The organism is Streptococcus sp. HMSC078H12 (assembly GCF_001814615.1).
In the GTDB taxonomy this organism is placed as follows: domain Bacteria; phylum Bacillota; class Bacilli; order Lactobacillales; family Streptococcaceae; genus Streptococcus; species Streptococcus salivarius_F.
On the sequence record NZ_KV817316.1, the window covers coordinates 289,801 to 302,573 of the forward strand.

At 39.6% G+C, this 12,773-nt stretch carries 13 protein-coding genes and 1 pseudogene; 11 read left to right on the top strand and 3 right to left on the bottom strand.

The window, feature by feature from the left end:
• Positions 1 to 233: 233 nt before the first annotated feature.
• From HMPREF2979_RS02775 to HMPREF2979_RS02785, 3 genes are read right to left on the bottom strand one after another with little or no spacing between them, the layout of a single operon-like run.
• Positions 234 to 863, bottom strand: a complete 630-nt coding sequence (locus HMPREF2979_RS02775) for an ABC-2 transporter permease (protein ID WP_070655019.1) — start codon at positions 861 to 863, stop codon at positions 234 to 236.
• Positions 863 to 1,711: an ABC transporter ATP-binding protein gene (locus HMPREF2979_RS02780; RefSeq protein ID WP_070655022.1), complete on the bottom strand. Its 849-nt coding sequence runs from the start codon at positions 1,709 to 1,711 to the stop codon at positions 863 to 865. Before HMPREF2979_RS02780 ends, HMPREF2979_RS02775 begins: the two co-directional genes overlap by 1 nt.
• Positions 1,704 to 2,084, bottom strand: a complete 381-nt coding sequence (locus HMPREF2979_RS02785; RefSeq protein ID WP_070655024.1) for a GntR family transcriptional regulator — start codon at positions 2,082 to 2,084, stop codon at positions 1,704 to 1,706. The genes HMPREF2979_RS02780 and HMPREF2979_RS02785 overlap by 8 nt, the downstream gene beginning before the upstream one ends.
• 434 nt (positions 2,085 to 2,518) lie before the next feature.
• On the opposite strand from HMPREF2979_RS02785, the gene HMPREF2979_RS02790 reads away from it, so the two are divergent.
• The 11 genes and pseudogenes from HMPREF2979_RS02790 to HMPREF2979_RS02840 all read left to right on the top strand — a co-directional run bounded on the left by HMPREF2979_RS02790 (position 2,519) and on the right by HMPREF2979_RS02840 (position 12,668).
• Positions 2,519 to 3,751 carry a replication initiation factor domain-containing protein gene (locus tag HMPREF2979_RS02790; protein ID WP_070655026.1) on the top strand — a complete coding sequence of 411 codons (1,233 nt, stop codon included), beginning with the start codon at positions 2,519 to 2,521 and terminating at the stop codon, positions 3,749 to 3,751.
• 14 nt (positions 3,752 to 3,765) lie between these two features.
• Positions 3,766 to 3,996, top strand: coding sequence for a hypothetical protein (locus HMPREF2979_RS02795; RefSeq protein ID WP_070655027.1), 231 nt, complete (start codon positions 3,766 to 3,768; stop codon positions 3,994 to 3,996).
• Positions 3,997 to 3,999: 3 nt separating this feature from the next.
• Positions 4,000 to 4,556 (top strand): annotated as a pseudogene (locus HMPREF2979_RS02800) (conjugal transfer protein).
• Positions 4,557 to 4,567: 11 nt separating this feature from the next.
• Positions 4,568 to 5,563: a conjugal transfer protein gene (locus tag HMPREF2979_RS02805; protein WP_070655030.1), complete on the top strand. Its 996-nt coding sequence runs from the start codon at positions 4,568 to 4,570 to the stop codon at positions 5,561 to 5,563.
• Between the two features lie 9 nt (positions 5,564 to 5,572).
• Positions 5,573 to 5,797, top strand: a complete 225-nt coding sequence (locus HMPREF2979_RS02810; protein ID WP_021144863.1) for a hypothetical protein — start codon at positions 5,573 to 5,575, stop codon at positions 5,795 to 5,797.
• A 2-nt stretch (positions 5,798 to 5,799) separates the two neighbouring features.
• The gene (locus HMPREF2979_RS02815; RefSeq protein ID WP_070655031.1) at positions 5,800 to 6,210 is read left to right on the top strand and encodes a conjugal transfer protein; all 411 of its coding nucleotides are present in this window, start codon (positions 5,800 to 5,802) and stop codon (positions 6,208 to 6,210) included.
• Positions 6,211 to 6,223: 13 nt separating this feature from the next.
• Positions 6,224 to 8,728, top strand: a complete 2,505-nt coding sequence (locus HMPREF2979_RS02820) for an ATP-binding protein (RefSeq protein WP_070655034.1) — start codon at positions 6,224 to 6,226, stop codon at positions 8,726 to 8,728.
• An 11-nt stretch (positions 8,729 to 8,739) separates the two neighbouring features.
• A complete protein-coding gene (locus tag HMPREF2979_RS02825) occupies positions 8,740 to 10,620 on the top strand; it encodes a conjugal transfer protein (RefSeq protein WP_070655035.1) in 1,881 nt (626 codons plus the stop codon).
• A gap of 1 nt (position 10,621) precedes the next feature.
• The gene (locus tag HMPREF2979_RS02830; protein WP_038675095.1) at positions 10,622 to 10,846 is read left to right on the top strand and encodes a hypothetical protein; all 225 of its coding nucleotides are present in this window, start codon (positions 10,622 to 10,624) and stop codon (positions 10,844 to 10,846) included.
• Between the two features lie 16 nt (positions 10,847 to 10,862).
• Positions 10,863 to 11,975 (top strand): CHAP domain-containing protein, encoded by a 1,113-nt coding sequence (locus HMPREF2979_RS02835; RefSeq protein WP_070655037.1) that lies wholly within the window; start codon positions 10,863 to 10,865, stop codon positions 11,973 to 11,975.
• A 66-nt stretch (positions 11,976 to 12,041) separates the two neighbouring features.
• The gene (locus tag HMPREF2979_RS02840) at positions 12,042 to 12,668 is read left to right on the top strand and encodes a hypothetical protein (RefSeq protein ID WP_070655039.1); all 627 of its coding nucleotides are present in this window, start codon (positions 12,042 to 12,044) and stop codon (positions 12,666 to 12,668) included.
• Positions 12,669 to 12,773: the final 105 nt, after the last annotated feature.

The following is a 12,773-nucleotide window of genomic DNA, read 5'->3' on the forward strand; positions in this document are numbered from 1 at the left end:
ACCTCAAAAGCCTCATTTTAAAGGGCTTTTTTCATATTTTCCCACTATGACTAAATTCCGAGAATCAATCTGAAATGAAAAAGAATGCTGATAATTCAACATTCTTTTTAAGTATTATTTGCAAAAAACAAGATATTTTGTCTGTAAACCTAATACTAAAAATATAATAGCAGCTAAATAAAAAAATTGTTTTCCCATCTCTACCATCTAACTACAAATTAAATAATTTATAACTAGTATTCTTTTTTCTCCATAATCATAACGGACAATTTTACTGCAACCCCTATGATTAATATGCTTACAACTAAAATTCCTAAGCAAATCATTGATATAGAATTCTTACTAAAAATCTCCATTAGTTCTGCAAGAAAATTTGACTTTTCTTTTAACAGTGTTGATAAAGCAAATATTAAGAAATAAGTGATTACCATAATGAGTCTACCCTTTTCAGCACCATATTTAAGAATAAATGGTAATTGAATGGCAGGCATAAGTATACTAGCAGCTAATGTAATTAAAGCAATAAACACTATATTATCCAATGACATTTGATTTTTTATCATCAACAGTACAAAAATGCAGATTGAACCGACCAAACCAAAGGCAAATGCAAAGAAAAGCTTGCTCAACACATAACTGCTCTTTTTTATTGGCATAGAAAATGCAAACTGTTCGAAATTTGATTTTGTATCATAACCAAAGGCGATTGCAGTAAGTATAAGCGGAATCATTGCACATATTAACGGAACCATAAACAATTCATTTTCATAAATTCCATATACAGCCAGTGCAATACTGATAGTAACCGTTAATAATAATGTCTTTTTTAAAGTAGCTATATCTTTCAAAATTAATGCTGTCATTATTGTCTCACTCCTTTCACAAAGTAAATCATAATATCCTCAATTGACGGTTTTTGTAACTTGATACCATCAGGTACAAGACTCTTTTTAACAAGTAACTCTTGCCCAAAAGAATGTATTCTTCTTCCTACAATGGCTTCTTCATCAATGTTATTTACTTCTTCATTGGATAAAGTACATATACCGTAGTTTTCTTTTAAATCATCTTTTGTTTCCATAAATAAGATTTTTCCATTGTGAATAAAAGCAATGTAATCTGCCACTTTTTCTAAGTCAGATAAAATATGGGAAGAAATAAGAATTGTATGATTTTCATCTTGCATAAAATCTAATAACAAATCCAAGATTTCCTCTCTTACAATTGGATCAAGCCCACTTGTTGCTTCATCTAAAATCAAAAGTTCAGCATTGTGAGATAAAGCAACAGCCATTGAAAGTTTCATTTTCATACCACGAGAATAATTTTTAATCGTCTTTTTATGTGGTAAATTGAATTTTTCAACTAATCCATAAAACTGCTTTTTATCCCATTTTGAATAAACTCTATAACAAAACTTTTCAACATCGATTAATGTCATTTCTTCCGGCACTAACAAATCATCAAATACCACTCCAAGTTTATCTTTCAGTTCAACACTATTAGGATTTTCCTCATCTAAAAGTCTTATATCGCCAGAGTCTTTTCTTAAAAGCCCAAGTAACAATTTTATAGTTGTACTTTTACCAGAACCATTCTGTCCGATATATCCAACTATTGTTCCTTTCGGAATAGTAAGATTTACCGGTCCTAGTTTAAAACTGTCAAATGTTTTTACTAAATCTTTAATTTCAATAGCATATTTACTCATATTCACCCTCCACATAACTCTTTAACATTTCTATCAATTCATCACTGGATACATCTGCAATTTCTGAAAGTTCAACTACTTCTTGAAGCTTCGATTCAATTTTCTTTAAGTATTCTTCTCGAATTAGTTCTTTATTTTGTGCTGCAACAAAATTACCTTTTCCTTGTACCGAATTTATAAACCCGTCTAACTCTAATTCATCAAAAGCTCTTTTTGCAGTTAACATACTTACTCTTAATTCTTTCGCTAAGAATCTTATCGAAGGTAGTTGTTCTCCCACGTTCAAATCTCCAGAAATGATTTGTGCTTTAATTTGATTTTTTATTTGCAGATATATTGGATCATCACTGGAATTATTTATCTGTATATTCATCCTCAACCCCTACTGTTATTTGTGCTCTTACTGTTATTATTATAGCATAACAGTTAAAACATTTCAACATCTAAAAAAAGCAGACAAAATTTTCTTTGCCCGCTTCTTCTCATTACTATCTAAATTGTCATTTATACCCAAACTCTGATTCCGAATTAACAGATAAACTCAATCTCATATCAAGTGATTTTATCGACTAAATCTCTTTGGCTACCAAATTAGCTACCAAAAAAAGAAAACACACCTCAAAAGCCTCATTTTAAAGGGCTTTTTTTCATATTTTCCCACTATTTCTAATAGGGGGGTTACATTTGGCCAAAGTGCCACGTCCACCCCTCCTCATTCCTTGTGGGAGTTGGGATTTCAAGATTTAGAAAGTGTGTCACTTTGGTCAAAAAAGTGTGTCACTTAGTCAAAAGGAGGTGTTCCCATGAATGACTAAAATAAGTCCCTTTCAGATCAAAAACTTCAGAAAACAAACAGGCCTCAGCCAAAAAGCCTTTGCACAAGCCGTTGACTTACCGATAAGAACCTACCGCTCCTATGAATCAGGGGAAAGAGGCCTCACCATTGACAAGTTCCGAGAACTCAAAGAAAAACTCGGTTATTATCAGGAGTGTCACAGAAATAATCTTAGAGCTCACATCGACTATTTGCGACTAACCTTCCCTAGTCTGCGAGATTTAGAAGCTTTCTGTGAAAACTTTCTTTTTTGTCACTTAAGCGAATTTACTGACCAAGAAACACGGCTCATGAATTATACCCACTTGTGGCAACGAGGAAACATTTGGATTTTCGATTTCTTTGATAAGTCTGCGACCAATAACTACCAAACGTGTCTCCAACTATCGGGTCAGGGCTGTCGGGAGATGGAGCTCCTCTTAGAGCACAAGGGGACTTCTTGGCAGAACTTTCTTCAGAATATTCTCTATGCCTACGAAGATGTCAGGGTAAAACGCCTTGATATCGCCCTAGACGAACTCTATAAAGGCTATGGTCACGAGGAGGAACACATCCAGATCCCCAAGCTCATTGATAAGCTCTATGCCAAAGAAATTGTCCTAGATACCATTCGAAAATGGAACATCACAGGTGGGGGCTCCTTCACCGATAACGACGATATGGAAGCCAATCACGGGCTTTCCCTTTACTTTGGGAGCCGACAAAGTCAGCTCTACTTCAACTTTTATGAAAAGCGATACGAAATCGCTCGTATGGAAAATATCTCCTTGGAAGAATCCTTGGAGATTTTTGGTATCTGGAACCGCTACGAGCTACGCTTTTCAGACCAGAAAGCCCAAGGGGTTGTGGAGGAATACATCAACGGTGTGGACCTCGGAGAAATCGCAAAAGGCATCGTGAACAAGGAAATCCAAGTCTATGATGGTGTCACCCGTTTTGGAGCCTATAAGCCCGATGAAAAATGGCAAAGGCTCTTTGGAGGGGTTGAACCCCTAAAACTCTCAACCAGTCCACAACCTTACAGTATCGAACGGACCATTCGCTGGTTAACCTATCAAGTCGCAAACTCTCTTGCACTCGTTTCTGAAGCAGACAAAATCATGCAAACAGAATACATGAAGATGATTCAAAATAGCGGTGAAATTACTGATCGTGGGGAGGCTATCTTAAGACTCCTCAAAACCAACAAACACTATGAACACTAGAAAGGAAATCCCTTATGGAATACAAAGTCGAAATCAATTCATTAAACAACTTTAAAGCCTGGTCTGGTGGCCTTAGTACCTTAAACACTGTCCGTGAACGTGGTGGTATAGATACCCTAACCACCATCTGTGAAGACCTCTTTTCTGGAGATACCCCTACCGACACTCAAATCAATGACTGGCTTTGGTTTGATACAGACTTTATTTACCAGGCGCTAGGCTACGAGGACCTTCTAGAGGGCTAATCCATGCTCAAGAAAATCTATCAAGCAGACTTCCTCCTTCTTCCTGATCAGGAGTTTTGGAACATGTATATCCTCCTGAGAAAAGGGAAAGACTTCTACTATGAATGTGCTGGAAGATGTACCGAAAAACTCCAGATGATAGGGGCTTCTACGACTATGAACACGCCTATTTCTCCCTAGACGGTCAGGTTCTGAGTCTCAATAAACGGATGCGCCCCTCTCTCATTGCCTATATTCAACAGACCATCAAAAACAATCACGAAACCTTTAGAAAGGAAATTGATATGGCTACTAAAACGATGTTTGAAACCAAAGTTGGACAAGTTACCAACGAACTCGGAGAATTACTCAAAAAGAAAGACCACAAACAGGCTTGGACTAAGGCGGGAGAACTAAACGCTCTTCTCAAAAAAGAAGAAGCCAAAAATCTAAAGCCTGAGTTAGTCGAACAACTCCATAATGAGTTACGAGGCTACTATTACATCAACAGTGAGATTGAAAAGGCTAATAAGCGACTCTACGCTAAAGGGTCTAAACTCATTGAACTCGCTAGTCTTTAGAAGGAGGACCTATGATAAAAGCCAAACGTTACATACTAAAAGCAAGGGAATACCTCTCAAACTTTAAAAAGGTGGAGAAAAAAGGTGGCCCACCAAAGCTAAAAGTCACTACGAAAAAGACCGTCAATCTAGCTGTTATCGGAGGAATTGCTTTCCTCCTTTTTGTTGGTCTTACGGGCGCCATCCGTGCCATCACACTTTCAAATAAAGTGGGAACACTACAAGCTCAAGTGAAAGCGACTCAAAAACAAAAAGCACAGTCTGTGGATGCTAATCGTAAGTATGACTACAAGCTCCAGTATTACCTCAATGACTATGTCTACGCCTACTTCACCCTCCCACAAGAAGGGGATAAACAACAAGCTCAAGTCGAACACCTTAACAGCTTTTATAATTTCGTCCCAGACGTCAAAGCGCAAGGTCAAGTACGTAACCCAAGTACCCTGCTCTACTCACAATTAGTCACGGTAGAAGGTAAGGTAGCTACCTACAAGGTTAAATACAAGGAAATAATCCAACACGACAAAGACACCGAGGAAAAAGAACTAGTCACGGGGTTTAATATTCCCTTTGATGAAAAAGAGGGGAAATACTACGTTTCTGGACTTCCTTGGTTCTCAGCGATTGAGTCTTCACAAGCTGGACACTTTAGTGAAGACGATCAACTCCAACTCACAGCCAACGACCACGTCTCAGACAGTCAACACAAGAAGGTTGAAAAGTTCCTCAAGGTCTTCTTTACCAACTATACTACCAATCAAGACAACCTTAACCTTATTGCCAAAAACGTTGCTATTGTAGCCAATACCACCTTTAAAACGATTGACTACACCTATCTGAAGAAGGATGGGGCTAATCTCATCGCCTATGTCCAAGCAACCTTTGAGGTGGGAGGAACGACACACTCCGAAAACTTCACCTTCACGCTCTCAGAAAAAGACAAGAGCTACTATGTCACAAATCTAGAACACACTATTCCTCTCAACTACGCAAACGATAAAGATTAGGAGAACTCTATGAATACAGACAATCTACGTACCTTCCTCCAAGGCGATGGAATTTGGATTCTCACCGCTATCGCTGTTTTGTTGGCTATTAAAGCTTGGCGAAACAGTTCTTGGCTTCAACTTTTCTCAGTCGTTGGGTTCTATGCCGTCATTGTCTCAATCGCAAAAGGACAAGACATCCTAAAAGTGGTCGGCTGGTTCCTACGACTCTTTGGTATTGATTCAGGACTTTAAATATGACTGACGAAAGACTCTATGACTACAGTAAGGGGTTGAACGCCCCCTATTGGATCCAGGAAATCAAGACAAAAAAGGGGACTCGCCTTTGGTACTTTGCGACACCAATGCAATTGTCCTTTTTCATTGTCTTTACCTTCGTTTTTGTAGCCATGTTGCTCTTTGGAGGATTCATCCTGGTTCCTCTCGCAAAATTAACACACTCTATTTCACTGCTGCTCTACTGGTACCTCCCCTATAAACTGGCTAAATTCTATACCGAATACGAACCACATGGTAAGAAGATGCACGTTTTCATTGGAGACTACCTGATTTACTTCTGGGATTTCAAGCTCAATAAAAAAGCGATTTACCATGAAGACCGAATAGATGCAATAGAAGAAATTGTCTTTGAAAAAACAAAACTATAGGAAAGGAGGTCCTATGAGTATTACCTTAACCTATCCTATTAGGGACACCCATGAAAATCTAGCCCTCAAAAAAGATCGAACGGTGGTGGCTTATTACCGTATTCCCAATACTCCCATCACCATTACGGATGAAGAGAAAAAGGACAAACACAAGATTACAGTTGCTCAGATGATGAAGAAACTCCAGAAAAACAAGTCCTTTGAGATTTCACTCATTCCCAAGGACTATCTCTTAGAAGAAAAAATGAGGGACTTTTCAGAAGCATTGGCAGATGATAGCCGTGAACTGGGAGAAGAACTCCTTCTTTACACGGTTGACCGTCTCACGGATGAAATGGAAATTCCTTATCAGTTTGATTGGGTCGTCGGAGTGACCTTACGCAAACAAAATCACGGGGCAACGGTGAAAGACTTAGCCTATGAGAGTTTTAACGAGTTCTCAGAGAAGATCGCAAACGGTCTTGGCTACGAATACGCATTGAGTCCCACCTGGTATAACGATTACAGAAGTGATGAATTCACTATTTTCCAAGCTTTCTCCGTCCTACGTGCTAAACGTCTGACCAATGAAGAACTCTTCTACTACCAGCGGATGCAATACCTTCGCTATATTCCCCACTACAAGAAGGAGGTCCTCGCTAATCGCTCCCAATTTAATATCACAGACACCCTAATTAAAGTCTTAAAAGGAGGCTTCCTCAAGCTCGAAAGTCCTTATGGTTCCTCTTTTGTGACTATTCTTCCTGTTGGGAAGTTTCCTGTGCAATTCAACGGCTTTCACCTAGGAGAATTTGTCCAACGCTTGAACTTTCCCGTAGAACTACGTATCAAGGCTGAATTTATTGATACCAACAAAATCAAGGGGAGAATGGGACGTTCCAATACCCGTTATCGAAACATCATGGAAGAAGCTGAAAATACAGACACCGTCCAACAAGATGAAATCATCATGGGCTCTATCTCTCTAAAAGACCTGATGAAGAAAGTCGGAAACAAGGAAGATATCATTGAATATGGAGCCTATCTAATCGTCTCTGCTTCTAGTGTCAATCAGCTTCGTCAAAGACGACAAGTTGTTCTCAACTATTTTGATGATATGGGCGTTGAAATCAGTGAAGCTTCGCAAGATGGCCCATACCTCTTTCAAGCCCTACTCTACGGGGAAAACCTCCAAAAGAAAACTCGCACCTGGACACATATGGTCACAGCCCGTGGGTTTTCAGAACTCATGCCCTTTACCAATACGACCTCAGGAAACCGTATCGGTTGGTATATTGGACGAGTAGACAACTGGACAGGTCGTTGGGACACTATCGCTAAAGCTATTGATTCCTCTAAAAATATCGTCCTCTACAATGCCACAGTCGGAAACAAAGAAGATATCGCTGGAAAGATTACCAAGAACCCACATATCATTATTACGGGTGCGACAGGACAAGGAAAATCTTTCCTCGCTCAGATTATCTTTTTAAGTGTGGCTTTACAAAATGTCAAAACCCTCTATATTGACCCCAAACGAGAACTCAGAAACCACTACCAAGAGGTAATCAATTCCCCTGAATTTGCACGACGCTACCCTGAACGCAAAAAACAGATTGACAACTTTAACTTTGTGACACTAGACAGCTCACTACCATCAAACCACGGAGTCCTAGATCCCATTGTTGTCCTTGATAAGGAACAAGCTGTAGAAGTCGCAAAGAACATGCTTGAGTTTCTCCTACAAGCTGTCGATGACGTGACGATGGACCAGAAAACAGCCATCACAGAAGCCATCAATGCTATCGTAGAACGTCGAGTAGCTGGTGAAAACGTCGGCTTTAAACATGTCTTAGAAGCCTTAAGACAGGCTTCCTCATCTGAAATTGCCTCAGTGGGTCGCTACCTGACGTCCATTGTGACAAACTCCATCTTGGAACTCGCCTTCTCAGATGGTAGCACACCAGGTCTTAACTATGAGTCCCGAGTTACTATCCTAGAAGTCAATAACCTCAAGCTCCCAAAAGATGACTCCACAAAGATTTCAGACCACGAACGAAACTCTATTGCCCTCATGTTTGCGCTTGGGGCCTTTTGTACCCACTTTGGAGAACGCAATGAAAATGAAGATACCATTGAGTTCTTTGACGAAGCTTGGATTCTCATGAAGTCCGCAGAAGGAAAAGCCGTTATCAAAAATATGAGACGTATTGGACGCTCCAAAAACAATACCTTAGCACTGATTACACAATCTGTCCACGATGCAGAAAATGACGATGACACGACTGGATTTGGGACTATCTTTGCCTTCTATGAAAAATCTGAACGTGAGGATATTCTCAGACACGTTAATCTTGAAATCACTGAAAGTAACCTCGAATGGATTGATAATATGATCTCTGGTCAGTGCCTTTACTACGATGTCTACGGTAATCTTAATATGATTTCCGTCCATAATCTCTTTGAGGATATTGAAATGTTTCTAAAACCTATGAAAGCAACAGTGTCTTCAAGTCTCGAAAATAAATACGCTAGTTAGGAGGTGAACTGATGCAAGAAGCTTTTGCCAAGCTAAAGGGAGTGGATATTTTCTCCCTAAAGTCCTACATGGAACCAACCAACTTTGGCTCCTTTAATGGAGCCTGGGTCCTAATTAATGAACTCTTCGTAAACCTCTTCTTTTTCATTCTTAATGCCGTCGTTGGCTTCTTTTCCCTCCTCATTCGCATCTTAGAAAAGATTGATCTCTACGCCACCTATAAAACCTATGTCTTTCATGGAGCAAGCAGTATTTGGCACGGATTTACGGGCTCTAATTCTGGCAACATTACCAACAAATCACTTGTAGGCACCTTGCTTTTGGTTTTAGCTTTCTACCTTTTCTATCAGTATTTCTTCTCAAAAGGCTCTTTTTCAAGAACACTCCTCCATGTCTGTCTAGTACTCCTATTAGCTCTGGGGTACTTTGGGACAGTCGCTGGAACTTCTGGTGGGCTTTATCTCCTTGATACCGTCAATAACGTCTCTAAAGACGTTACCAAAAAGATTGCAGGTATTAAGGTGGACTACGCCAAAGACAAGTCCATTAAAATTGGAAAATCGATGTCAGATAGCTACATTGCAGAAACGTCCTATAAAGCCTATGTCTTTGTCAATACCGGCCAAGAAAATGGAAAATACAAGAACAGCCAAGACGGGAAAGAAGAAGCCTTTGACGACAGTAAAGTTCTTGGAACTAGTGATAAGAATGGAAATTTTAAGGCTGTCAAAGCCAAAGACCGTTCCAAGTATTTAGACGATTTAGGCGACGGAGCCAACGATGATGGTGAAAAGAACCGTTGGGTGTCAGCTATGCCAGACTTCATTTTCACTAGGATGTTCTATGTGATTTTTAAAATTGTAGAAGCCTTTGTATTAGCCGTCCCCATTATTCTTATCCAGCTCTTAAATGTGGTGGCTCAAATCCTTGTCCTCACCATGATTCTACTTTTTCCAGTAGTCCTTCTCATGTCATTCGTTCCAAGGATGCAAGAGTTAGTCTTTGGAGTGCTAAAAGTTATGTTCGGGGGCTTGATTTTTCCAGCGATTACAACTCTCTTAACACTCCTTATTTTCTATATTGAAAAAATGATAGAAAACATTGTCACAAATGGGTTTGATGGTGTTCTAAAAACCTTACCGTCACTTCTCTTATTTGGTCTTGTCTTCAAACTCTTAGTATCGGTGGTTTCTAAAGGTGTCATCTATTTCCTCATCTGGAGATTCAAAGGCCAACTCCTCCAATTCATTCTTGGCTCCAAAGCTCGAATGGTTGCGACAGATATTGGTACTAAAGTTGAACATGGCGTCACAAAAAGCAAAGAGGTTGCTTCACAAGTTCCAACACGAAGCCTTGCGACGGCCCAACACCTGGGAAACTTTGCATTGGCTGGGGCTGGTTTTGGGACTGGGGTGATGATGAATGCCAAGAGCCATTTCCAAAATGCAGGCTCCTTCTTTACTCGTAAGGAACCAAGTCAACCAGAACCAGTCATGCCATCTGGACCAACAGAGGCTCCAATAACCCCAGAATCTTCAGAACCAATCATTCCTCCAACACAGACACCACCTGATAACTTCAAGCCAATTGAAGAAAAGAACCCAACACCTCCAAGTGACTCACCAATCATGTCAGAAGGAATACCTAGTCCAGAGGACGAATTCCAAACGCTCAGAAAAGAGTGGATGTCACCATTCAAACAACACCGTATCAATATCCTAGAACGGAGATTGGATGCTTACAAGGAGCCTCAAGCCATGTATAAAGCCCAAGGTTCCAATGCCTTCACCCGTGCTTATCGTCAGACCATGACACGAGACGATAAGATAAGAGCCAATATCGAGCGACGAGATCGTTTAACTCAACGCCTAAACCAATTGAGAGGAGAATAGAATGAATACTAAAATACGCTCAAGAACAGCCTTTCCAAGAATGCTTGAAGAAACACTTTTTAAGGCTTACCAAGAAGGGAAACGCTCTGTCGATTTCCTTCTTTTATTTCCAGTTTCAGAAAAAGACAAAGATCAGATCATTGCACAAACGAAAGCTCATTCTGTTGTCTTAGATGCCAAATGGCGCTTTGGGACTGTTCTATTTACAGCTTATATCAGACATTGAGTAGAAAGGAGAGTCGATGAAAAAACTAAAATGGTATCTATTATCTAGTCTTTTTCCTATCTTTTTTCCTGTTTTTATCATTATCATCATTATGGGAGCAGTCGGAGGAGGTAGCACTGGTGGCTCTTCTCAATCACCAAATGGTGCAACCTACACGGACCACTGGTCAAATGGAGATCCCTATACCCATAACTTACTCGTCCATCGCTATGGTATTAAAGCAGAGCAATTGGACGGCTTTTTAGATACTTTAGGAATCTCCTATGACAAGAAGCGCATCAATGGTAAAAAGCTCTTAGACTGGGAGGCTAAGTCTAATTTAGATGTTCGTGCCATTGTAGCAATTGCCTTAAACGAAAGCTCACTTGGAACGGCTGGAGTTGCTACAAATCCAGGATCCAACATGTTTGGTTTTGGGGCATTCGACTCTAATCCAGAAAACGCCAATAATTTTAACGATGAAGTGGCGGTTGTTGGACTCACCAATCAGACCATCATTGGCAATAAAAATGAAACCTTCAAAGTCCAAGATGACAAAGCTCAAAAATTTGCGAGTGGTTCCCTCAATACGTCAACAGATGGTGGAGTCTACTTCACCGATACTTCTGGATCAGGAAAAAGGCGTGCTGAAACCATGCAAAAACTCGATACTTATATCGATGAGCATGGAGGCACACCAAAGGCCCCTGAACAAACGACAGGAAAAACGAGAGACGGAGGCGGTGTCACAACGGGGGACGTACCACAAGGCTACAGCCTCACCAAAGAAATTAATACCTCAAGCTATACAGGACTGTCTTATCCCTGGGGACAATGTACCTGGTTTGTCTACAACCGAGGAAAAGAAGTCGGTGTTAGCTTTGGAGAGTATATGGGAAATGGTGGCCAATGGATGAATGCACCTGGTTATCAGACAACTCATAGCCCAACCGAACACTCCGCACTATCTTTTAGCCCAGGACAAGCTGGAGCAGACCCAACCTATGGTCACATTGCTTTTGTGGAACAAGTCAAATCAGATGGCTCCATTCTTATCTCAGAATCAAACGTCAAAGGCCTAGGAGTCGTTAGCTACCGCACTTTTGATGCAGAGACAGCAAAACAATTTACTTATGTCATTGGACACTAATAAACTCTTGAATTTTGATTTTTTTAATGCTAAAATTTTTCCATAATATACATTTGAGGTATTACTATGATTGAAGTAGACGCAAAAATAAAAATGGATGATGAATTATATAAAAAGTATATAAATGGAGAAGTTGATTTACGAGGGGCAGCATTTGGAAATAAACATTTTGAACCCTTTCAAGAAATTGAAATCCCTGACAATGACAATTCTGAGAATTTAGCTCCAGATCCACTTCCTGTTTCCGATAGCTATAAAAACGAAAACACTGATAATAGCGATACTAACTTAGTTGTAGGTGCAACTCTAATTTCGGCAATAGGGGCAAAGGTTTTATACGATATAGCAAAGCCTAAAATCGCACATATAATTGAAGAAAGACAGAAACCTAGTGAAAATGCTATAGAAATTCAGCAAAATTTCAACACAGCATTAAAATTTTACGCATCAGAACCAAACAATCCACAGGCTATCTCCGAGCTACAGTATTGGATAACTAAACTCAAGTCAGATAATAAAAAAGATACCAAGTTCCTAAAAAAGAATTTGACAGAAAAAATCAATACGTTATTATTATCTTTCGAAGAGATAGATAATAAAAGTATGAAGAAATTGCACTTTGAAGATAAATTGGATAAACTAGACTACCACTTTAAGCAGCTTCAGAAAAAAAATGAATTAATTAAAACATAAAATAAGATCCGAAAAATCGGGTCTTTTTTGCGTTAAAGGAGAATATTTGGAGCAGATCCAACCTATGGACACGTTGCTTTTGTGGAACAAGTCAAATCAGATGGC